We start from the raw sequence: 22932 nt of genomic DNA on the forward strand, positions 1-22932 counted from the left end.
TGACGACTAGGGACGCGTAATGGCAGATGACCTCAAAGGCAGGCCAAGCATTCAAGGGCAGGACAGAGTAGGATACGACCTGAGCCTGGGCTATCGCTTGAGGGTCATGTTCTCGGCTTTCTGGCATTCGCCCGTGCGGGGAAGGGTCTTGGTGATCGCTACTGCGCTGATCGCCATCATTCTTGCGACCGCCTATGCCACCGTCATTCTCAACCAGTGGAACGCGCCATTTTACGACAGCATCGCGCGGCGTGATCTGCCCGGCTTCTTCCATCAGTTGAAGGTCTTCGCGTTGATCGCCGGCATGCTGCTGCTGCTCAACGTCGTGCAGGCCTGGCTCAATCAGATGACCGCGGTCTACATGCGCGAAGGCCTGACGCGTGATCTTGTCAACCAGTGGCTTCAGCGCAAGCGTGCGCTTCGGCTTTCGGCCAGCGGCCTCATCGGCGTCAATCCCGATCAGCGCTTGCACGAAGACGCCCGCAACCTCGCGGAAAGCACCACGAGCCTGATGATCGGGCTGGTGCAGGCGACGATCCTGCTGATCAGTTTCATCGGCGTTCTGTGGGATCTCTCAAGCGGCTTTATCTTCCGTTTCGGCACGCATTCCTTTTCCATTCCGGGCTATATGGTTTGGGCTGCGATCTTTTATGCGGCGTCCGCATCGATTCTCAGCCAACTGGTGGGCCGCAAGCTTGTAAAGCTCAATGCGGATCGTTTCTCGAAGGAAGCAGAGCTTCGCTTCGCGCTGATGCATGCCAACGAGAACATGCCGGCGATTACCGTGGCACGCGGCGAGGAGAATGAGCAGAAACGTATCGACACCGACATCAGTGCGGTGCTTGCCGTCATCAAGCGGGTGGCGATGGCCAACGTCAACCTCACCTGGGTATCGGCCGGCTACGGTTGGCTCGTCGTTGTCATCCCGATCATTGTTGCCGCACCCGCCTACTTCTCCGGCGGCCTGACGTTTGGCCAGCTGATGGTGTCCGTGGGCGCCTTCAACCAGGTCAACACCGCCCTTCGCTGGTATGTCGCGAATTTCGGTCCCATCGCCGAATGGCGCGCCACCCTGATGCGCGTCACCGATTTCCGGCAGGCGCTCACCAGCATGAATGACGAGATCAATATGAAGGGAACGATCAAGTACGAACGGAACCCTTCCGGAAACCTGACGCTGGAGCATGTCCGGATCGCCGCCAAGATCGGTGAGGACATCGACCAGTGCGGTGGTTTCCGCATGCACGAAGGCGCGGTGACGATCAAGGCCGGCGAAAAGGTCATGATCAACGGCGACCACAACGTGAATCGCAAATTGCTCTTCCTTGCGCTTTCCGAGCTTTGGCCGTGCGGCGGCGGCAAGATCGGCTTGCCGCCCACGGACGACATGCTTTTCGTCCCGCAATCGGCCTACATTCCGGGTGGTACCCTTCGCGAAGCATTGGCGTTTCCGGAACCCGTGGACGCCTATCAGAACGCCGATGTCGTTACGGCGCTGGAAAAGGCAGGTCTCCAAAATCTGGTTTCCCGGCTTGATACCCGAGCCCGCTGGGACAAGCTGCTTGACTCAGACGAGCAGCGGGCGATCGGTTTCGCTCGCCTGCTTCTCGTGCGGCCGAAATGGATTGTATTCGACGAAGTGCTGGAGGGCATGGAGCCGGAATGGCAATCGACGATGATGCAGGTCCTCGCTTCCATGCCTGAGGCAACGATGATCTACATCGGTCGGTCAGACACATACGTCGAGACTTTCAAGCCACGCGTTCTGCATCTTGAAGCGCTGCACGCGAAGCCTGAGATGAAGGTCGTGGCAAAGGCGCCGAACGCGCCGGCACCAGCACTCTGATCACTTACATCGGCGGTACGGCGCCGTTTGTGCCGACCGTGACATTCGCCGAGGACACAGTGCCGTCCGCAGCTTTTTCACCCATTACGATCACGCGCGCTCCTGCGACAAGATCCTTCTTTCCCGCAGGCGCGATGGTAACGATGGGTGTATCGTCGGCAATGGATATCGTCTTTTCCTTGCCCTGATAGGTGAGCGTGATGGTGTGGCCGTCGACTGCCTTGACGGCCTTAGCCACGGTTGCGTTGGTCATCGTGCTGTTCGGCTTCAGGTCCCAGGGGCGACTGCCTTCTCCGGTGCCTTTCATGGCTGCTGGAAAGATCAGCACTTCGAGAGCACCATCGCCGCCATCGGCTTTCGGCAACGAGGCGACGCCAACGAAATCCCCTGGCTTGATGTCTTCCACGGAAGCCTTCCTGATGCCGCGGACCTTCCAATCCGGCTTCAATTTTACCGTCTGCTCGGTGCCCTCTCGCGTTTTCACCACCAGCGTGTTGCCGTTCAGGCTTTCGATCGCACCGCGCACGCGTTGCGCCTCCTGGGCAAGCGCGCCGTGTGACGCCATAGTGAGGAAACCCGCGGCCCAGACGAGCCCGGTCAATGCGTTGAGATTGTGTGGCATGATCTGCATCCTTGCCGTCGTACGAACTGCGGCTACGGGGCGCAGCTTAGTCCCGCCGGTCGAAGGCTGACGAATCAATGAAAAGTGAAGCCAGATTGCCCAGCAACAGATGGGGCGGAATGGGAGGGTGTGCTGTCTCAGCCCTCCAACTCCTCCCGCAGCATCTCAAGCTCCAGCCATTCCTCCTCCATCTTCGTCAGGCTGTCGCGGAATTTCTCCATCTCGGCCGCTAGGCGATTGAACGTGGTGGGGTCTTTGCTGAACAGGCTGGGATCTGCCATCTGCTCTTCGCGCTTGGCGATTTCGGCTTCCGCCTTGGCCATTTCCTTCGGAAGATTTTCGAGCGCGAACTTCTGCTTGTAGGAAAGCTTGCCTTTTCCTTTTGCCGTTTCGGCGGAAGCGGCTGCCTCCTGCGGCTTCGCTCGTTCCGCCGCCTTCTCGGCCTTCCGTCGCTCGTCGATAGCGCCCTTTCGTTGTGCCAGCATGTCCGAATAGCCGCCGGCATACTCGATCCAGCGACCGTCAGGTGCATCCGGCACAGCCGGCGCGATTGTCGACGTCACCGTGCGGTCGAGGAAATCGCGGTCGTGGCTGACGAGAATCACGGTGCCGGGGAAGCCGGCGACGATTTCCTGCAGCAGATCCAGCGTCTCGATATCAAGGTCGTTGGTCGGCTCGTCGAGGATCAACAGATTCGCCGGGCGCGACATGATGCGGGCCAGCATCAGCCGTGCGCGCTCGCCGCCTGAAAGGTTCCTGATCGGCGTGCGTGCCTGCTCGGGCTGGAACAGGAACTCCTTCATATAGCCGGTCACGTGCCGCTGCTCGCCGTTGACGAGGAGGTTCTCGCCGCGGCCATCGGTCAGGTAATGGGCGAGCGTCTCTTCCGGATTGAGGTCTTCGCGCTTCTGATCCAGCGTCGCGATTTCCAGATTGGTCCCGAGCTTGACCGTGCCGCTGTCCGGCAAGAGCTGCCCGGTCAGCATCTTCAACAGCGTGGTTTTGCCGGCGCCGTTCGGGCCGACGAGACCGATGCAATCACCGCGATGCACGCGGATGGAAAAGGGAGCGACGATCGGCCGGTCGCCGAAGGTCTTCGTGATCTTCTCGGCTTCGATGACGAGCTTGCCGGACTCCTGCGCATCTGAAACCGTTGCCTGCACGGTGCCCTGCGGACCTTTGTGGCCGCGATACTGAGTACGCATGGTCTGCAGTTCGCCAAGCCGGCGCATGTTGCGCTTGCGCCGGGCCGTGACGCCGTAGCGCAGCCAATGCTCTTCGCGCTCGATCGCCTTGCCGAGCTTGTGCTGCTCGAGCTCTTCCGCCTCCAGAACCTGGTCACGCCAGGCTTCGAAATGGGCAAAACCCCTGTCGAGCCGCCGCGATGCGCCGCGGTCGAGCCAGACTGTTGCCGTTGAAACCTTCTCCAGGAAACGGCGGTCGTGGGAGATCAGGACGAGCGCACTGCGGCTCTTCTGCAGTTCGCCTTCCAGCCATTCGATGGTCGGCAGGTCGAGATGGTTGGTCGGCTCATCGAGCAGCAGGATGTCGGGTTCTGGCGCGAGTACGCGGGCGAGGGCAGCGCGGCGGGCTTCTCCGCCCGAGAGGTTTTGTGGATCTTCCTCACCGGTGAGGCCGAGATGCGAGAGGAGATAGGTGACGCGATAATGATCGTCACCCGGGCCGAGGCCGGCTTCGGCATAGGCCTGCACCGTCTTGAATCCGGTGAAATCGGGAGCCTGTTCGAGATAACGCACGGTCGAGGAGGGGTGGCGGAAGACCTCTCCCGACTGTGCTTCGACGAGACCGGCAGCAATCTTCAGCAACGTCGACTTCCCGGAGCCGTTGCGGCCGACGAGACAGATCTTGTCTCCGGGCTCCACCTGCAGGGCGGCGCCGGCAAGCAATGGCGTGCCGCCGAAGCTGAGAAAGACGTCGTCGAGTTTCAGAATGGGAGGCGCCAAAGATCAGACTCCGGAAAGATCATAGGGGCGGGCGAGCACAATGGCGCGGCCGCTCTCGAGCGAAAAGCGCACTTTGCCTTTCGCGACATTGGAAATGGTGCGTGACGAGCCGAAGGGCAAATGGAAGTCGGCAAGCGGGTAGCGCGCGTTTTCGATTGTCAGGCCGCGAAGTTCGCTGAAGCCAGGCACCGAAAAGAGACTGCCTGGTGGCAGGTCCAGTTCGATTGCGCCTGAAATCAGCGGCACAGCCTCTTCGCTGCCAGACGTGAGCAGTACGTCATAACCCTGCTCCGCCAGGCTGACGGCATAGAGCAGGTGCTGGATGGCATGGTCGGAGCGTTCGCCTGCAAGGGCGCCGGCCAAGACGAGGCGTTTCGCGCCGCGGGCGACCGCTTCCGCAACCGCAATCTCGCCGTCGGTTGAGGCCTTGGCAGCGGGATAAGGTTGCCTGGGGACGTCAGGAAAAGCGGCTTCGAGATCCGCCGGCGTGGAATCGAAATCGCCGACCCACAATTCCGGAACGACGCCGAGCGCTGCCGCATGACGCATGCCACCATCGGCGGCTATGAAACGGCTGCCCGAGATGGCATGTCGCAGGCGGTCGGTTATCTGCAACTCGCCGCCAAGCAGAATGGTGAAGGTGGATTGGCTCATGGGCACTGCCCATAGCGCAAACCAGGGGGGAAGGGAAAGGGCCGCCGCTCAGGCTTCGTCAGCGATATCCTTGACGCGAGCCTCAAAAACACTTTCGAAGCCGGAAATGAACTTCTCGAATAGCTCTCCGAACGCCTCGATCTCTTCCGGCTTCCAGTCTTTGACCACTTCGGAAACGAATGCGAGCTTCTGCGCGCGTATTTCCGACAGCAACCTCTGCCCGAGCGGCGTCATCACGACGATGATCCGCCGCGCATCCGCCTGAGATGCCTTTCGCCGCAGAATATTCCGCCCCACCATTTCCGCGACGATGCGGCTTGCGCGCGAGGGGTCGATCCGCATCATCTCGGCAATCGTCCCAACCGTTACGTCGCCAGCCTCTTGTGCACGCCGCACAGCGTCCAGCACGTCGAGGTGTGACAGCTCGAGGCCCGGTGCGACACTTTGGATCGCGAGCCGACCGATCAGTCTCCGCCCGGTCATGAGACGCATACGGGTCATGCTTTGCCCAATGCGCAGGATGTCCGGCTCATGCGTCTCGGCGTCAGTCTCGGTCGGATTCGTCAAGCTCTCGTTCATTGCGGTAACATAGCATCTCAGGCGTCAATTGAGAATATGCCAATGTCAATCAAGTGACGTTGACAAATATATGCTAACAGCACATAAATGGCCACTCTCCAATTTGGAACGACGCTTCATGGATACTCAAATTGCCGCAGCGCCGCTTGTGACGGATCACCGCCGGCGGTTCATCCTCTTCCTTTTCCTGATGGCAGCCATGTTCATGGCGACACTCGACAACCAGATCGTCGCAACGGCTTTGCCGACGATCGTCGGCGAGTTCGGCCACCTCGAGCGGTTCAGCTGGGTCGGCTCCGCCTATCTTCTCGCCGTGAGCGCGGTGATGCCGCTTTACGGCAAGCTCGGTGACCTCTTCGGCCGCAAGTATGTGATGATGGCCGCGATCATGATCTTCACGGTCGGTTCCGCCGTTTGCGGACTGGCGGTATCCATGAACACGCTGATTGCGGCCCGCGTGCTGCAGGGGCTTGGCGGCGGCGGCATCATGGTGTCGATCTTCGCCGTCAACGCCGACCTCTTCGAACCGCGCGAACGGGCGCGTTACCAGAGCTATTCCAGCCTCGTTCTGATGGCGTCGGGCGCTATCGGACCCGTCCTTGGCGGGGCAATGAGCGATCTCTTCGGCTGGCGCTCGATCTTCCTCGTCAATGTTCCGATCGGTTTCGTCGTCCTTGTCGGTCTGGCCTTGATGCTGCCCTACCGGAAGCCCAACCGCCGTCCGAAGATCGATTACGCCGGCGCCCTGCTGCTCGCCTTGACGACGGCTAGCATCGTTCTTGCCGCCGATGGCTCTCAGGTTTTCGGCTCGCTTGTTGCTCCTCAAAGCCTGGCGATCATGGCGCTCGGTGTAGCGGCGGCCATCGGTTGGATCTTCGTCGAGCGACGCGCCGCCGAGCCGATCGTTCCCCTGTCACTGTTTCGCAATTCGACATTCAGCCTGTTGCTCATCATGTCGATCATGAGCGGCGCGATCGGCATCGGCATGGTCAATTATTTCGCGTTGTTCCTGCAGACGACGACCGGCCTCTCGCCATCGGCGGCCGGAGCGTTCTTCATTCTTCTGACCGGCGGCATCGTCTGCGGGTCGCTGTCGGCCGGTCGCATCATCTCCATCACCGGGCGCTACAAGCCCTTCGCGATCGCAAGCCTGACCTGCAGTGCCATCGCGTTTGCGCTGCTCACTCAGGTTCATGTCGGAACACCGGTCATGGTGATCGGGGCGGTGATGGCTCTCCACGGCTTCGGCGTCGGCCTTGCACAGCAGGTCCCGGTCATCGGCGTCCAGAATGCCGCTCCGGCGCGCGACGTCGGCGCCGCAACGGGATCGGTGACGCTGTCGCGCATGGGCGGCGCATCGATCGCCATCTCCATTTATGGCGCGATCATCGGCTCGCAGCTCGGCAAGACCGGACTCTCCATTCCCGGCGTGACCGATATCGAGCAACTGACGCCAAGGATGCTGGCGGCGTTGCCGGAACAGGCGCGTCAAGCCGTCGCCGACGCCTATGCCAGCGCGTTCACGCCGCTTTTCATGGCATCCTGCGCGATCGCTCTCATCGGCCTTTGTGCCGCCTTGATGCTGAAACCGACGCAGTTGCCCCGCGTGGTAGAGGTGCGGCCGGCGGCAAGGGCCGAAGCCGCCGAGTAAATGCCGATGGCGGCCTAAGGCCGCCTCTTGCAAGACGCCTAGCGTGGCGATACATCTCAAGCGCTCTAACGGGGTGCCCGTGCCATCAGGCACGCGGCTGAGAGGCTGAAAGCCAACCCGCGGAACCTGATCCGGCTAACACCGGCGGAGGGATTAGACGCGTGACATCTGGCACCGCCCTTTTCCCCTTCAAGCAAACCAGAGGAGAGGTGCCATGTTCAAATTCAAATCCCTGAGCCGTTCGTTGCTTGCCACGATCTTCATTGCGACTGAAGCCCTAGCCGGCGCGGACGCGCAGGCGGCAGACAAGACGCTTACCGTCTACACTTATGAAAGCTTCACATCCGAATGGGGTCCGGGGCCGAAGGTCAAGGAAGCGTTCGAGAAGACCTGCGGCTGCAACGTCAATTTCGTCAGCGTGGCGGATGGTGTGGCACTGCTGTCGCGTCTTAAGCTCGAAGGCGCCGGCACGAAGGCAGATGTCGTGCTTGGCCTGGATACCAACCTGACCACGGAAGCGAAGGCGACCGGCCTGTTCGATACGAGCGGCATCGATGTCGGCGGGCTCAAGGTGCCGGGCGGCTACAAGGACGATGTATTCGTGCCGTACGACTATGGCCACTTCGCTGTCATCTATGACACGCAGACGATCAAGAACCCTCCGCAAAGCATGAAGGATCTAGTCGAAGGCGACCCTGCGCAGAAGATCGTCATCGAGGACCCACGCACCTCGACGCCCGGGCTCGGTCTCCTGTTGTGGGTAAAATCCGTCTACGGCGACAAGGCGCCGGAGGCCTGGGCAAAACTCAAGAAGCGGGTGTTGACGGTAACGCCCGGTTGGTCAGAGGCCTATGGGCTGTTCACCAAGGGGGAAGCACCGATGGTGCTTTCCTACACGACGTCGCCTGCCTATCACATGGTCGCGGAGAATACGGACCGCTACCAGGCGGCTGCATTTTCAGAAGGCCATTACATACAGATCGAAGTGGCCGGACTGCTGAAAAATGCGCCCGACAAGGAGCTTGCGCGCGATTTCCTGAAATTCATGGTGACGCCGGGCTTCCAGGACACCATTCCGACCAACAACTGGATGATGCCGGTTTCGGCGACATCGCAGCCGTTGCCGGATGCGTTCGGCAAGCTCGTGAATCCGTCAAAGACCTTTCTGATGAGCTCGGATGAAGTTGCCGAGAATCGCAAAGCCTGGATCGACGAGTGGCTGGCTGCCATGAGCATGAACTGATGCTTTTGACCAAGGCCGAGATGCGACGGGCGATGCTCGGCGGGGCTGCGAGCCTCGCCGGCATTATCGCTTTCGTCGGCCTTGCGGTCCTTGCCTTGCTTCTCTCGAGCGGTGGTTCGTCGATTCTTGCGACCGTGTTTGAACCGTACATCCTGCGGATATTGCGTTTCACGCTGTTGCAGGCCGTGCTCTCCACCGCGCTCTCCATCGTTTTTGCCATTCCGGTCGCGCAAGCCCTGGCGCGTCAACGGCATTTCCCCGGCCGTATCTGGATTATCAGGCTGATGGCCGTGCCGATGGGGCTTCCTGTTCTGATCGGGGCGCTCGGATTGATCGGTATCTGGGGGCGGCAGGGCATCATGAACTCGGCGCTGCTTAAGTTCGGCCTGGCGGAACCGGTCAGCATATACGGGCTCTCGGGGATCCTGCTGGCGCATGTCTTCTTCAACATGCCTCTGGCGGCGCGCCTGATGCTGGCCGCACTGGAGCGCGTCCCATCGGAATACTGGCTGATGGCGAGTGGCTTGGGCATGCGCCCCCTATCGACTTTTCGCTTCATCGAATGGCCGGTCCTGCGTTCGGTCATCCCCGGTATCGCCGGCCTAATCTTCATGCTGTGCGCCACTAGCTTCACGCTTGTGCTGACATTGGGCGGAGGCCCTGCGGCAACGACGGTCGAGGTTTCCATCTATCAGTCCCTGCGCTTCGATTTCGACCCTGGCCGGGCTGTTACGCTTTCCCTGCTTCAGATCGTACTTACATCAATGATCCTCGGAGCCCTGTCGCTTCTTCCCGCTCCAAAGGATGAGGGGATGACAGTTGGCAAGCCTGTCAGGCGTCCGGATGGGCGACTGCCGGGCGCGCGGCTTGTGGATGGTGGCGTCCTGCTGCTTGCCACGCTGTTTCTAGCGCTCCCTTTAATGTCCGTGGTCCTGGCCGGCCTGCGGTCCGATCTGATGAAGCTCTTGCGCGAGCCCATCTTCTGGCAATCGGCTGCGACCAGTCTGGCTATCTCGATTTCGGCGGCTGCTCTCGCTTTGCTGATTTCGATGACGTTGGTGAGCGCGCGCCGCACGGCGCTTCTCCGGGGTTCAGGGGCCTTCGGCAGGAGGTTTCTTTTTGCCGCCATGGGCGGCGCGTCGTCGCTGGTGTTGCTCGTGCCGACAATCGTCCTTGCGACCGGTTGGTTCATTGCCTTGAGAAATCTCGGTAACGCGAGCGCCGTCGCTCCGGTGCTGATTGTCGCCATCAACGCGTTGATGTCGCTGCCCTTTGTGATGCGCGTCCTTGAACCGGCTTTCATCGTCCACAAGCATCGGACGCAGAAGCTTGCGGCGAGCCTCGGTGTCACAGGTTGGGCACGTCTGCGCCTCATCGACACGCCGGCTCTGTTCAAGCCGATGCTTACGGCATTTTCGTTCGCGATGGCGCTGTCGCTCGGCGATCTGGGCGCGGTTGCGCTGTTCGGTTCGGACAGCTTCGTCACCCTGCCATGGCTCGTCTATAGCCGCATGGGCAGCTATCGGACGAACGATGCCGATGGGCTGGCGTTGATCCTTGGTGTCGTTTGCCTGTTGCTCACGATCGCCGGTACGATGGGCCCAGCGCGCCGAGAGGTTGCCGTCCATGGTTGATCCTGAGTTCGCGATCGAGATGCAGCAGGTCGGTCTTCAGCTCGGCAATCAGAATTTTCAGTTTGATTGCCGGCTTCCCACCGGTGCCGTGATTGCCGTGACGGGGGCGTCCGGGGCCGGCAAGTCGACCTTCCTCAATCTGCTTGCCGGCTTCGACACGGCTCTCAAGGGGCGGATCCTGATCGCCGGAAAAGATGTGACCGAGGTTTACCCGGCGCAGCGGCCGGTCTCCCTGGTCTTCCAGGACAACAATCTGTTCGCGCACCTCGATATCTTTACCAACATCGGCCTTGGCATTAGCCCGTCGTTGAAACTCACGACCGCAGATTGCCGAACCATCTCGTCTTCGCTTGAAAAGGTGGGGCTCGCCGGTTTCGAGCGGCGGATGCCAGGGACGCTCTCCGGCGGGGAACGGCAGCGGGTAGCCTTTGCACGCGCGCTTGTTCGCAACCGGCCGGTGCTGCTGCTGGACGAGCCCTTCGCGGCCCTCGACCCCGGTCTGCGAAACGGAATGGCGGCGCTGCTGCTCGACATGCATCGTGAAACCGGCAATACCGTCGTCGTCGTCTCGCACGATCCGGACGAGGTCAAACGCATCGCAGACTTCGGTCTTTTCCTTGAAGACGGCAGGATTGTCGTGGCGGCTCCAATTGACGAATTTCTGGGCCGAGCGGACCATCCAGGATTGACGCAATTTCTCCGCAGTTGACGAATCTGGCAGTCGCAACGGCACTTTCGCCATAATTTGAGGCGACCGAGGAAACTCAAAGCACGTTAGGCTTGCTAAAATACAACGGCGCCACATTTACTTAGAGTCTCGCTATGCAACCGATGCGGAAATCAGTTACAGCAAAGACTTGTGTCCCCGATTGTGCAGTGCAAGAGCGGGGACGGACGCCTGTTGAATCACGATGAGACCGGCCGGGTCGCGGAAGCGGACCGGTTGACACGCAAGATGACTTGGAGAGCCAGACTGGACAGTATGCCGACGTGGAAATTCCCCGCGCCTTCCAGTGATGTGCTCTCGTCTGCGTGCCGTCTGGTGCGACGAGCCTCGGTCGTCTGTGCGACGAGCATGGCGCTGTTCGGTTGTCAGTCCATTCTCGAGCAGTCCTATCAGCCAAGCGTTGCGCCGTCCTCCAATCCGCAGATCGTCGATGAAGTCCAGAAGAACGATCCGCGCGCGGCCATGGGTGCGCGCGAACATCCGCGCATCGTTGCGAGCTATGGAGGCGAGTACAAGGACGCAAAGACCGAGCGCCTGGTCGCCCGGATCACGGGCGCGCTGACAGCCGTCTCCGAGAACCCGAGCCAGTCCTATCGCATCACCATCCTGAACTCCCCGGCTATCAACGCATTCGCTCTGCCGGGCGGTTATCTCTATGTGACACGCGGTCTGCTGGCGCTCGCCAACGATGCATCCGAGGTCGCTGCCGTTCTCTCGCATGAGATGGGCCACGTTACGGCAAACCACGGCATCGAACGGCAGAAGCGCGAGGAGGCGGAAGTCATTGCCAGCCGCGTCGTTGCCGAGGTGCTGTCGAGCGATATTGCCGGCAAGCAGGCTCTGGCGCGCGGCAAGCTCCGATTGGCTGCTTTCTCGCGGCAGCAGGAATTGCAGGCCGACGTGATCGGCGTCCGTATGCTTGGTGAAGCAGGCTATGATCCCTATGCCGCTGCGCGGTTCCTGGACTCCATGGCCGCCTATAGTCGTTTCATGTCGGTCGATCCTGAGGCGGATCAGAGCCTCGACTTCCTCTCCAGCCACCCGAACTCTGCGCAGCGCATCGAACTCGCGCGCGATCATGCACGTGCCTTCGGCCAGGAAGGCAAGGTTGGCGATACGGGCAGGGACTATTATCTCGATGGGATCGATGGCCTGCTCTACGGCGACAGCCCGGAGGAAGGCTATGTCCGCGGCCAGACCTTCCTGCATGGCGGGCTTGGCATTCGCTTCGACGTACCTCCCGATTTCAAGATCGACAACAAGGTCGAGGCGGTTATGGCGACCGGTCCGGGCGACATCGCAATCCGCTTCGATGGTGTTGCCGATAACCAGAACCAAAGCCTGACCAACTATATCTCGAGCGGCTGGGTTACCGGTCTCGATCCGTCGACCATTCAGCAGATCACGGTCAACGGTATGGAGGCCGCAACGGCACGCGCGAGTGCAGATCGTTGGGATTTCGACGTCACGGTGATCCGCAACAATGCGCAGATTTTCCGGTTCCTGACGGCCGTCCCGAAGGGAAGCCCGGTCTTGCAGCAGACGGCCGACGTCTTGCGGGCAAGCTTCCGCCGCATGACCCCGGATGAAACGGCTTCCCTGAAGCCTCTGCGGGTCCGGGTCGTCAAGGTACGGCCGGGCGAGAACATCACGACGCTTGCTTCGCGGATGATGGGCACGGATCGAAAGCTCGATCTCTTCAAGCTTATCAATGCCCTGCCGACCGGCGCCGCTGTCTCTCCCGGCGACCGCGTCAAGATTATTGCAGAATAAAAAGAGGCCCGGTTTTCACCGGGCCAATTGCATCACTGGGGGAGTAAGCTCTTTCAGGCCGATGCGGCCATATACGGGTCAGCACTCACGAGAGCGCTGCGGAGTTTTTCCATCGCCCGGCTTTCGATCTGCCGGACGCGCTCCTTAGAAATGCCGAGATCTGCACCGAGTTCCTCAAGCGTAGCGCCATCTTCGGCGAGCCTGCGGGCGCTGATGATCTTCATTTCCCGCTCATTGAGGTGCTTCAGGGCCGAAGCGAGCCAATTGCGACGGCGCTCGCCGTCGATCATGTTCGATACCTGCTCGTCAGGCAGAGGATCGTCGCTCACGAGGAAATCCATCTTCTCGGCGCTGTCGGCATCACCCGAGACTGAGGGCGCCTGGAGCGAGGCGTCATTGCTCGAGAGCCTGGCGTCCATTGTCTGGACGTCTGAAAGGCTGACGCCGAGGGCTGCCGCGATTTCCTGGTGGATGGACTGGAGCGTGAGCTGCGTGTCGCCCCTGGCAAGCTTGGCGCGCAGACGGCGAAGATTGAAGAACAGGGCCTTCTGGGCAGAACTCGTACCGCCGCGAACAATCGACCAATTGCGAAGGATGTAGTCCTGGATAGAGGCGCGGATCCACCAGCTTGCATAGGTGGAGAAGCGGACATCGCGCTCGGGCTCGAAGCGGGCCGCGGCCTCCAGCAGACCGACGTATCCTTCCTGGACAAGGTCGCTCATGGGCAGGCCGAAATTGCGAAATTTCCCGGCCATGGAGATAACGAGACGCATATGGGCCATGGCGATCTGGTTGCGGGCACCACGATCATCATTGTTCTTCCAGCGGATTGCGAGATCGTGTTCCTCTTCGCGAGCAAGGTAGGGAGCCGCCATGGCGATTTTGATCATGCGCCGGTCTGCTGACATGTTCTTCATATCGGTCTCCTGAGGCGTGACGCCAAAAAAGGGCAAAGAAATCTTGCTTCCGGACATTGGCTGCCCAGATCAAATTCATGTCTTGAACGTATAAAGGCCCCGAACTCTGGACGTTTCCAGATGGGGCCCTAGCTTAGGGTTATGCGCCGGTAATACGGCCGGGTAGGACCAGTTTCTTCAAGTTGCCGGATAGGCAGAACGTGGAAGGCATGATCCGCTCCTCATCGATCGTTTCCAGGATGCGAGCGTTCGAGGAGGGTAATGTCAGTTCCCGACGCGGTCCGCAGCTACATCTTTAAAACGCGCCACGTCGGAAAAAGTTCCAATAAAAAACCCGGCACAAGGCCGGGTTTTTTTGCAGGAAAAACAAGGAGAGCTTATGCAGCTTCATCCTGAGATTCGTCTTCCTCGATTGCCTTGCCGCGCTTCGGACCCTTGTTGAGGTTGGTCTCGACGAGGCGAACGGCTTCGGTTTCCGACATCTTGTTCACGGCAGCGATTTCGCGTGCCATGCGATCAAGTGCAGCTTCATACAGCTGGCGTTCGGAATAGGACTGTTCCGGCTGGTTCTCGGCGCGATAGAGATCGCGGACAACTTCAGCAATGGAAATGAGGTCGCCGGAATTGATCTTCGCATCATATTCCTGGGCGCGACGGGACCACATGGTACGCTTGACGCGCGCCTTGCCCTGCACAACCTTCAATGCACGCTCGACGAAATCGGTTTCGGAGAGCTTACGCATGCCGATGCTCATGGCCTTGGCGACCGGCACTTTCAGGCGCATCTTGTCCTTCTCGAAATCGATAACGAAAAGTTCAAGCTTCATGCCTGCTACTTCTTGCTCTTCGATGGCGCTGATGGTACCGACGCCATGTGCGGGGTACACGATCGATTCACCGGTCTTGAAGCCGTGACGTGCGGAAGAAGGTTTTTTCTGCTGGGTCGTCATTCTATTCAAACACTCCCTGTTACGCTCCCGGCTGCAGCCGGAGCCGGGTCAGTCAAGCCCGGATGAGACGGTCGGATCCGTCGGGTGACTTACTTCTGGTCCCACCGGACAAAAACAAACATCTCCATGCGCACAAGCTTAGAGCCTCACAGCTCAAGGCGTTGATATGTCACGGAAACCGCGTTTTTGGATTTGTTTTGCTTTCGTGGTGGTTTGGGCATACTTCATGCCGCAAATGGATCAGTGTCGGCAAGCTATCACAAAAATATGACGAAATCAATAATTTGCTGCACCTGAGTCATGCGCGCAACACATGACACCCATATGCTGCAGGCACGCTTCAGGCATTTTCTACGTCACTGAACCCGGTTTCAGGCCGAGGTTTGGGGCCGGAAGATCAGTCGCCCGCTCCGGGCTTCTCCGAGAAGTACTTCTCGAACTTGCCGGTTTCGCCGTCCATTTCCTTGGCTTCCGGCATGGCATCCTTCTTGATCGTGATGTTCGGCCAAATGCTCGCATATTCGGCGTTGACCTTGAGCCACTTGTCGAGGCCCGGCTCCGTATCCGGCTTGATGGCTTCGGCAGGACATTCCGGCTCGCAAACGCCGCAGTCGATGCATTCGTCAGGATGAATGACGAGGAAGTTCTCGCCTTCATAGAAACAGTCGACGGGGCAGACTTCCACGCAATCGGTATATTTGCAACGAATGCAATTGTCGGTCACGACATAGGTCATGAAGAACTCCAGGACTTCCACACAATGGGGCCGGGCAACCTGGAACGTCGCGCCTTTCCCCTAACCGGAAAGGAAGCAGTGAAATGCGGGGGAGGCATTTACGCTATCCGGCAAGTTGATTGTGACGTATCGGCTTTGTCTGCGGATTTCAAGAATAAAGACGTCGCAAAACCCGGCTGTTCGGACAGAGTTTTCTAATCGTCGTCCGACATCAGCTTGTCGATTGCACGGCGGTCCTTTTTCGTGGGTCTGCCCGTGCCCGTAGCGCGCATCGCCTGTTCGTAAGGTGTCAGGCGCTTTGCCTCGTCGGGTGGCGGAGTCAGGTCCTCATAGAGCAGTCGGGCTTCCTCGTAGGGACCACGTCGCTCGCCGCCCGATTTGACGATGAGGACAACATCGCGGCGCTCCAGCGCCAGCTCGACCCTGTCGCCCGTCTTGACCATCTGGCTCGGTTGAAGGGCGCGCTCGCCATTGATCCGCACATGCCCGGATTGAATGTGGCTTTGTGCCAGCGAGCGCGATTTTACCATGCGCGTGAAGAACAGCCACTTGTCGATGCGCTGCCGCGAACCGCTTCCTGGCTGTGTCTCACTGCTCATCCGCCTACTTCTTCATCTGCTCCTTCAAGGCAGCGAGCTTGGCGAAAGGAGAATCCGGATCGATCGGCTTTTCCTTGCGCGGTGGCTTTGCCTCGAAGCGCAACGGCTGTGGTCCGCCACGGTTGTTGTTGCGATCCTTGCGGTCGCCACGGTCCTGACGGTCGCCACGCTGTTCGTTGCGGTCACCGCGTCCCTGCTGTGGCTTGCCGCCATCCTTGCCGCGATGCTGGCGGTTGCCGTCGCGGCCCTCGCCATTCGCAGCACCCTGGCGGCGATGTTCGGACCCCCGGTCCTGGCCGCGATTGTTGCCGCCACGGCGTTCGCCCGGGCTGCGAGCCTGACGCTGGTTGTCCGTACGGCCACCAAGGCGCCAGAGAAGGACCGGCTTCGGCTCCTCGGCTTCTTCGGAATTTGCGATGACCGGCTGTTCGGCTGCCACTGCTTCAACAGCAGCTGGGGCTTCGGAAGGGGCTTCCTCCGATGCGCTGTCGGCATCGTCGTGATCTGCCTTCTCTGCATTATCCTCAACCGCCGTCTCGGTCGCCGGCGCTGCGGCAGCGTCCTGAGCCGACAGATGGGCAGCTGCCTCTTCCGCCTTGACGGCATCGGCGCGATAGCCGAGCCCCTTCAGGATCTCTTCCATGTCCTCCAGCGTTGCGCCGAGGATCGAAAGCATGGCGGTTGTCGTCGTGAAACGGCGACCGTCATAAGCGCCTTCGGGACGATTGGCCTGGCCCGGCTTCCACTGAAGGAGCGGGCGAATAATGTCGGCCAGGCGCTCCAGAATGTCGATACGGACCGCGCGTTTGCCAAGGAACCGGAAGCCGGCCAGCTTGTAGAAGGTGCGCTCGAAGCCCGGATCGGTAACGACCGAGGTACGGCCTGCCGCCAGCACGGGAATGAGATCGCCATAACCTGGCTTGTCGAGGCCATCATTCTTCAACGCCCAGAGGAGCGTGATGAGCTCTGCCGGGGCGGGCTTGAGAAGTGCCGGAACGAAGATGTGGTAGGCGCCGAAGCGGACACCGTAGCGGCGCATTGAGGCCCGCGCATCCTGATCCAGCGACTTCACTTCTTCGGTCACGTCGCGCCGGAACAGTACGCCGAGGTTCTCGACAAGCTGGAATGCCAGGCCCTTTGCAAGGCCCTGCAGGTCCTCTGCGCGGGACAGATCGTCAAGCGGCTTCAGAACGGTGCTGATGTGATGATTTACGAAGCGCTCGATCCGAGCGGCCACGTGGTCGCGGGCATTGCCGGTCAACTGCTCGTCGGCGAGAATGATGACACGCGGGCGCATGACATGATCGCTGCCTGCCAGGCGCGCCACCGGGTCGCCCAACCAACGGATCGAACCGTCGGAGCTAATCGCGAGATCGCCATTGCCGGCCGCATGGAGGCGAGCCGCACGTGCCTCGAATTCCAGAGCGAGCGCCTTCTGCGAAGCAGACTGGACAGCCTTAGCGTCCGGTCCCTCCGCTCCCGAAATGGGCGTGAACCGGAATCCCGACAGTTGCCCCACATGATGTCCTTCTACGAAGACATCGCCATTTACACTGATTTCAGCTTCCAGCATCGCATTCTCTCTCAGGCGCTTCATGAGCACAGATGTCCTGCGATCAACAAAGCGTTTCGTCAACCTTTCATGTAACGCATCGGACAATCGATCTTCGATTTCCCGCGTCTTTTCCTGCCAGTGTGTCGGATCGGCAAGCCAATTGGGCCGATTCGATACATAGGTCCAAGTCCTTATCTGCGCGATTCGCGCCGAAAGCGTGTCAATCTCACCGTCTGTTCGATCCGCGCGATATACCTGCTCGGCAAGGAAGTCCTCGTTTACCGTGCCATAGCGGACGAGATCGGAAAAGAGGGTGGAGATCAGATCGGCGTGTTGGGCCGGTGTAATGCGGCGATAGTCAGGAAGCGCGCAGGCTTCCCACAGTTTCTCGACGCGCGCCGGATTGTTCGCAAGGTCGATGATCTCGGGGTAGCGCGACAGATGTTCCAGCGCTTGCTGGTCTACGGCGGGGAGCGCGCGTGTCAGGCCAGAAACCGTAGGGCCGGTCTCAAGGCTCACGCGGAGCGCATGCAGGGAGCTGAAGTCGAGGTTCTTCGTGCGCCACTGCAGCACCTTCACATTGTCGAACTCGTGGCCTTCGATGCGTTCAACCAATTCCTCATCAAAGGGATCGACCTGACCGGTGACGCCAAACGTCCCGTCGCGAACATGTCGACCGGCACGGCCGGCAATCTGCCCAAGTTCGGCGGGGTTGAGGTTACGAAACTGATAGCCGTCGAATTTGCGATCCTGCGCGAAGGCGACGTGGTCGACGTCGAGATTGAGGCCCATGCCGATCGCATCCGTGGCGACCAGATATTCCACATCGCCGGCTTGGTAGAGTGCCACCTGCGCATTGCGGGTGCGCGGACTGAGGGCTCCGAGAACGACGGCGGCCCCGCCGCGCTGCCTGCGGATCAACTCGGCAATCGCATAGACTTCGTCGGCAGAGAAGGCGACGATCGCCGAGCGCTGCGGGAGGCGGGTAATCTTCTTCTGTCCGGCATAGAACAGGTGGGAAAGCCGGGGACGCTCGACGATGGTAATTCCAGGGAGCAGTTGCTGCAGGATCGGACGCATTGTACCGGCGCCGAGCAACAGCGTCTCGTCGCGGCCGCGCAGATGAAGGATCCGGTCCGTAAAGATGTGCCCTCGCTCGAGGTCGCCGGCGAGTTGAACCTCGTCAATGGCGACGAACGCCGCCTTCGTCTCGCGTGGCATTGCCTCGACGGTGCAGACCGAAAAGCGGGCGTTGGGAGGCGATATTTTCTCTTCGCCCGTTACCAGCGCAACGTTTTGAATTCCGACCTTTTCGGCGACGCGTGTATAGACCTCGCGCGCCAGCAGCCGCAGCGGCAGCCCGATCACGCCGGTGCCATGGGCAACCATGCGCTCAATGGCATAATGCGTCTTGCCGGTATTGGTTGGTCCGAGCACCGCGGTTACTCCGCGCCCGCTCAGTATCATCGGCTGCGATGTCAGTGTCATGGTCCTGCAGATGAGGCGAGGGTGCCCCAGGTCAAGTCAGCTCCTCTCCGAGCAGCACACACATGGACAGCCGTTGTCTCAAACGCAAGGGCCGATTTGAATTTACTCTGCAGTTTTCTGTTGCGCGAATAGCTTGCAGATTGCTCGTTTTGCGATTCGGAACAGCTTGAGAACGAATCGGAGACGAATCGCAGACTCCGCATGATTCAGTGTTTGTTCACGGCTAAGTATTGATTTTGAATCACTTTTTCCTACAAGATGCTGAATCGCGAAATTCGCGGCATACGTGCAACGCGATCTATGTCCAGGCTGTCAATGTCGTTTTGCCCGAAAAAGACGAGCGACATCTGCCGTATCTTTTGTCATGGGTTAATATTACGCGGCGGGACGGAAAACGGCGCACGATGAGATCGTTTTGCCCTTAAATCCAAACATTTGATACAGATGGAACAAAAATCGGTGAGGTGTGTTTCTCGTCCATTCCAGGTGTAATGACCTCGAGGACTTGAACCATGCTTGGCACCATACTGCTCATTATCCTTATTCTGCTTTTGATCGGCGCCTTACCAAATTGGGGCTATAGCCGCGGGTGGGGCTATGGACCTTCCGGCGGTTTAGGGCTAGTTCTCCTGATTATTGTTATTCTTGTGCTAATGGGTCGCATCTAAGCGACGAAAAAACTGGGAGTTATGTCATGATGAAGAAGATTGTGCTCATTGGCGCCCTCGTCGGCGCACTTGCGTCCTGCACGGCGACGGAACAGGGAACCGCAATCGGCGCGGGTTCCGGCGCTATTATCGGCGGTGCCGTCAGCCATAGCTGGGGCGGTGCTGCAATCGGTGCTGTTGCCGGCGGTCTCGCTGGCGCACTGATCGGCCAGTCCGTTGAACGTCGCGGCTACTGTGTCTACAGAGACCGCTACGGCCGCCGCTACGAGGCACGTTGCCCGCGCTACTAAGGCGATAGGATTACTATTTTTGAGATCGAAAGCGCCGGCCCGACCGGCGCTTTTTGTTTGAACACCCGCCGGATCAGCGTAACTGCCGACAACAAAAAAGCCGCCTCGTTTCCGAAGCGGCATAATTCTCTCAGTGCATGCGGTGGACGATCAGTCCTTCGCGCGCTCGACGTAGGAATTGTCTTCCGTGGCGATCACGACGCGCGTGCCGGCGTTGATGTGCGGCGGCACCATAGTGCGCACGCCGTTCGACAGCATTGCCGGCTTGTAAGAGGACGAAGCCGTCTGGCCCTTAACGACCGGTTCGGTTTCCGTGATTTCGAGGGTCACGTGGCGCGGCAGCTCGAGAGCCAGCGGAACGCCTTCATGGATCGACAGGATGCAGGTCATGCCTTCCTGCAGATAGGCCTTCTGATCGCCCATCGTTTCATCGTTCACGACCACCTGGTCGTAGGTCGCCGGGTTCATGAAGTGGAAGCCTTCGCCATCTTCGTAGAGATACTGGAAGTTCACGTCTTCGACGAAGGCGCGCTCGACCTGTTCGGTCGTGCGCCAGCGCTCGGAGACCTTGACGCCATCGACGATACGACGCATGTCGACCTGCGTAACCGGCGTGCCCTTGCCCGGATGAAAGTTCTGGGCCGTCAGAACGACGTAGAGCTTGCCGTCCACGTCGAGAACGTTGCCCTTGCGGACGGAAGAGGCGATGACCTTGACCATTAAGACTTCCTTGTAACTCGGCTTTTGGCGTCGTAGAGGACTGTCGATACTGCCCCGAAGACGCGATTGATTGTTCTTTGGGGGCGCAACTAACCTAAAATCCGGCAAATAGCCAGCCCTAGCGTTGGAAGGCCGGTCAGGACGATGCCAATGAATCCCTCGATCGCCAAAGTATCGCCGTGGTGGACGCCGAGCGTGCATTTGGACCGCCGTCCGGTCCTGATCGGGCGCAATGCGATCCAGTCCGCGCTGCGCGGCTATTTCCTGCGCGAGGATTTTCTGGAGGTCGACACCGCGACGCTGCAGGTTTCGCCCGGCAACGAGGCGCATCTCCATGCATTTGCCACCGAAGCCTTGACGACGGACGGCCAGACGGCGGCGCCGCTTTACCTGCATACCTCGCCTGAGTTCGCCTGCAAGAAGCTGCTTTCGGCCGGCGAAAAGCGCATCACCTGTTTCGCCCACGTCTATCGCAACCGCGAGCGCGGCCCCTTGCACCACCCGGAATTCACCATGCTCGAGTGGTATCGCGTGGGCGAAAGCTATGAGAGCCTGATGATGGACTGCGTTCGGATCCTGGCGCTTGCTGCGGAAACCATGAAGACGACGCGGCTCACCTATAAGGGCCGGGATTGCGATCCGTTTGCCGGACCGGACCGGATCAGTGTCGCCGCGGCTTTCGAGCGCTATGCCGGCATTGATTTGTTGGCATCCGTTTCCGCCGATGGTGCGACGGACCGGGCGCATCTCGCTGACCAAGTGAAGCGGATCGGCATGCGCGTTGCAGACGACGATGGCTGGGCGGATTTGTTCAGCCGCGTGCTTGTCGAAAAGGTCGAGCCTCATCTGGGTTTCGACCGTGTGACCATTCTTGACGAATATCCGGTGTCGGAAGCGGCACTGGCGCGCCCATCGGCGCTTGATCCCCGTGTTGCGGAACGTTTCGAGGTCTATGCCTGCGGCGTCGAGCTTGCAAACGGCTTCGGCGAGCTCACCAATCCGGCGGAACAGCGCCGTCGCTTCGAGATCGAGATGTCTGAAAAAGCTCGCATCTACGGCGAGAGCTATCCCCTGGACGAGGATTTTCTGGAAGCGCTTGCCATCATGCCCGAGGCAAGTGGCATCGCTCTCGGCTTCGATCGGTTGGTGATGCTGGCAACCGGTGCGTCGCGGATCGATCAGGTAATGTGGGCGCCGGTCGCGGAGTACGGCAGATGAACAGTATCGGGCCTATCAAGACCGTCGAAGGGCTGGAACGCGCAGGGCTGCTGGGTCAGAGAGACCGGGACGCGCTGGCTGATGTCGCCGCACGCTACGCCGTTGCATTGACTCCGACCGTTGCAGGTTTGATCGACCGCGCCGATGGCTCGGACCCGATTGCCCGGCAATTCGTGCCTGACGCAGCCGAGCTGATCGTTGCGCCCGAAGAGCGCGCCGACCCCATCGGCGACGAAGCCCATAGTCCCGTGCAGGGGATCGTTCATCGCTATCCCGACCGGGTGCTGTTGAAGGCCGTGCATGTCTGCCCCGTCTACTGTCGCTTCTGCTTTCGCCGCGAGATGGTTGGTCCGCAAGGCTTGGGCACGCTTGACCCCAAGGCAATGTCTGCGGCCTTTGCCTATATCCGTGACCATAAGGAAATCTGGGAAGTGATCCTGACGGGCGGCGATCCGCTCGTGTTGTCGCCGCGACGGCTGGAAGAAATTCTTCGCGAACTGGCATCGATCGACCACGTCAAGATCGTGCGGTTCCATACCCGGGTTCCCGTCGTTGATCCATCGAGGGTGGATGCGGCCCTGATTGCGGCCCTGAGAGCGAGTGGCAAGACCGTCTACGTGGCGCTGCACGCCAATCATCCTCGCGAACTGACCGCCGAGGCGCGCGCAGCATGCGCTCGCCTGATCGATGCCGGCTTGGTCATGGTCAGCCAATCGGTGCTTCTGAAGGGCGTCAATGATGATCCGGCGGTGCTGACGGAGTTGATGAAGGCCTTCGTCGAGACGCGTGTGAAGCCGTACTATTTGCATCATCCCGATCTGGCGCCCGGCACGAGCCATTTTCGGCTGACGATCGAAGAGGGGCAGAAGATCGTCGCCGCATTGCGTGGCCGGATTTCAGGTCTTTGCCAGCCCACCTACATACTCGACATACCCGGTGGCCATGGCAAAGCAGTGATCGCTCCTCAGTCGATCAGTGAGATGGGCGAAGGCTGCTATTCGGTTTCGGATTATCGCGGCGGCGCGCACCTGTATCCGCCGGTCGCCTAGTCAAAAATGGGCGAAAGAAGTGTTGTTATTGGACAATGTGTCACAAGAT

Annotated in this window: 20 protein-coding genes and 1 riboswitch; of the genes, 10 read left to right on the top strand and 10 right to left on the bottom strand. The window is 60.0% G+C overall.

Translation table 11 applies throughout. From position 1 onward, the window contains the following. Positions 1–19: 19 nt before the first annotated feature. Positions 20–1846 (top strand): ABC transporter ATP-binding protein/permease, encoded by a 1827-nt coding sequence (locus AC1DPR_RS03180; RefSeq protein WP_026371607.1) that lies wholly within the window; start codon positions 20–22, stop codon positions 1844–1846. 4 nt (positions 1847–1850) lie between these two features. On the opposite strand, the gene AC1DPR_RS03185 is transcribed toward AC1DPR_RS03180, so the two are convergent. From AC1DPR_RS03185 to AC1DPR_RS03200, 4 genes are all read right to left on the bottom strand, one after another. Then, the gene (locus AC1DPR_RS03185) at positions 1851–2411 is read right to left on the bottom strand and encodes a DUF5666 domain-containing protein (RefSeq protein WP_245267918.1); all 561 of its coding nucleotides are present in this window, start codon (positions 2409–2411) and stop codon (positions 1851–1853) included. A 194-nt stretch (positions 2412–2605) separates the two neighbouring features. Beyond that, on the bottom strand, positions 2606–4432 hold the full coding sequence (locus AC1DPR_RS03190) for an ABC-F family ATP-binding cassette domain-containing protein (protein ID WP_477815740.1): 1827 nt from the start codon (positions 4430–4432) through the stop codon (positions 2606–2608). Between the two features lie 3 nt (positions 4433–4435). Further along, positions 4436–5086: a thiamine diphosphokinase gene (locus tag AC1DPR_RS03195; RefSeq protein ID WP_477815741.1), complete on the bottom strand. Its 651-nt coding sequence runs from the start codon at positions 5084–5086 to the stop codon at positions 4436–4438. Positions 5087–5134: 48 nt separating this feature from the next. Beyond that, on the bottom strand, positions 5135–5665 hold the full coding sequence (locus AC1DPR_RS03200) for a MarR family winged helix-turn-helix transcriptional regulator (protein WP_018855892.1): 531 nt from the start codon (positions 5663–5665) through the stop codon (positions 5135–5137). 118 nt (positions 5666–5783) lie between these two features. Here AC1DPR_RS03200 and AC1DPR_RS03205 point away from each other — a divergent pair, with 118 nt between their 5' ends. From AC1DPR_RS03205 to AC1DPR_RS03225, 5 genes are all read left to right on the top strand, one after another. Then, a complete protein-coding gene (locus AC1DPR_RS03205) occupies positions 5784–7316 on the top strand; it encodes an MDR family MFS transporter (protein WP_113469698.1) in 1533 nt (510 codons plus the stop codon). Positions 7317–7375: 59 nt separating this feature from the next. Then, positions 7376–7486, top strand: a riboswitch (TPP riboswitch). Positions 7487–7530: 44 nt separating this feature from the next. Further along, positions 7531–8559: a thiamine ABC transporter substrate binding subunit gene (thiB, locus tag AC1DPR_RS03210; RefSeq protein WP_018855890.1), complete on the top strand. Its 1029-nt coding sequence runs from the start codon at positions 7531–7533 to the stop codon at positions 8557–8559. Next, positions 8559–10193: a thiamine/thiamine pyrophosphate ABC transporter permease ThiP gene (gene thiP / locus AC1DPR_RS03215; RefSeq protein ID WP_477815742.1), complete on the top strand. Its 1635-nt coding sequence runs from the start codon at positions 8559–8561 to the stop codon at positions 10191–10193. The genes thiB and thiP overlap by 1 nt, the downstream gene beginning before the upstream one ends. Next, positions 10186–10902 carry a thiamine ABC transporter ATP-binding protein gene (locus tag AC1DPR_RS03220; protein ID WP_477815743.1) on the top strand — a complete coding sequence of 239 codons (717 nt, stop codon included), beginning with the start codon at positions 10186–10188 and terminating at the stop codon, positions 10900–10902. The genes thiP and AC1DPR_RS03220 overlap by 8 nt, the downstream gene beginning before the upstream one ends. 246 nt (positions 10903–11148) lie before the next feature. Then, the gene (locus AC1DPR_RS03225; protein ID WP_477815771.1) at positions 11149–12693 is read left to right on the top strand and encodes a M48 family metalloprotease; all 1545 of its coding nucleotides are present in this window, start codon (positions 11149–11151) and stop codon (positions 12691–12693) included. Positions 12694–12746: 53 nt separating this feature from the next. Here AC1DPR_RS03225 and AC1DPR_RS03230 read toward each other — a convergent pair whose 3' ends face one another. The 5 genes from AC1DPR_RS03230 to AC1DPR_RS03250 all read right to left on the bottom strand — a co-directional run bounded on the left by AC1DPR_RS03230 (position 12747) and on the right by AC1DPR_RS03250 (position 18938). Next, positions 12747–13610 (bottom strand): RNA polymerase factor sigma-32, encoded by an 864-nt coding sequence (locus AC1DPR_RS03230; RefSeq protein WP_018855886.1) that lies wholly within the window; start codon positions 13608–13610, stop codon positions 12747–12749. A 377-nt stretch (positions 13611–13987) separates the two neighbouring features. Beyond that, positions 13988–14560 carry a CarD family transcriptional regulator gene (locus tag AC1DPR_RS03235; protein ID WP_007528356.1) on the bottom strand — a complete coding sequence of 191 codons (573 nt, stop codon included), beginning with the start codon at positions 14558–14560 and terminating at the stop codon, positions 13988–13990. A 397-nt stretch (positions 14561–14957) separates the two neighbouring features. After that, entirely contained in the window at positions 14958–15296 is a 339-nt protein-coding gene (gene fdxA, locus AC1DPR_RS03240) for a ferredoxin FdxA (RefSeq protein ID WP_025658085.1), read from the bottom strand. 194 nt (positions 15297–15490) lie between these two features. Then, the gene (locus AC1DPR_RS03245) at positions 15491–15895 is read right to left on the bottom strand and encodes an RNA-binding S4 domain-containing protein (protein ID WP_018855884.1); all 405 of its coding nucleotides are present in this window, start codon (positions 15893–15895) and stop codon (positions 15491–15493) included. Between the two features lie 4 nt (positions 15896–15899). Next, positions 15900–18938 carry a helicase-related protein gene (locus AC1DPR_RS03250; RefSeq protein ID WP_477815744.1) on the bottom strand — a complete coding sequence of 1013 codons (3039 nt, stop codon included), beginning with the start codon at positions 18936–18938 and terminating at the stop codon, positions 15900–15902. A gap of 512 nt (positions 18939–19450) precedes the next feature. On the opposite strand from AC1DPR_RS03250, the gene AC1DPR_RS03255 reads away from it, so the two are divergent. Both AC1DPR_RS03255 and AC1DPR_RS03260 read left to right on the top strand, forming a co-directional pair. Beyond that, on the top strand, positions 19451–19606 hold the full coding sequence (locus AC1DPR_RS03255; protein WP_018855882.1) for a DUF3309 family protein: 156 nt from the start codon (positions 19451–19453) through the stop codon (positions 19604–19606). 26 nt (positions 19607–19632) lie between these two features. Then, positions 19633–19896, top strand: coding sequence for a YMGG-like glycine zipper-containing protein (locus AC1DPR_RS03260; protein ID WP_018855881.1), 264 nt, complete (start codon positions 19633–19635; stop codon positions 19894–19896). A gap of 150 nt (positions 19897–20046) precedes the next feature. Here the strand turns inward: AC1DPR_RS03260 and efp are convergent, their stop codons facing one another. Further along, positions 20047–20616, bottom strand: a complete 570-nt coding sequence (efp, locus tag AC1DPR_RS03265) for an elongation factor P (RefSeq protein ID WP_018855880.1) — start codon at positions 20614–20616, stop codon at positions 20047–20049. Positions 20617–20766: 150 nt separating this feature from the next. Between efp and epmA the strand changes: the two genes are divergently transcribed. Then, entirely contained in the window at positions 20767–21834 is a 1068-nt protein-coding gene (gene epmA, locus AC1DPR_RS03270) for an EF-P lysine aminoacylase EpmA (RefSeq protein WP_018855879.1), read from the top strand. Then, positions 21831–22883, top strand: coding sequence for a lysine-2,3-aminomutase-like protein (locus AC1DPR_RS03275; protein ID WP_477815745.1), 1053 nt, complete (start codon positions 21831–21833; stop codon positions 22881–22883). The genes epmA and AC1DPR_RS03275 overlap by 4 nt, the downstream gene beginning before the upstream one ends. The last annotated feature ends 49 nt before the right edge of the window (positions 22884–22932 follow it).

This window comes from Rhizobium sp. 01T417, from assembly GCF_056398905.1.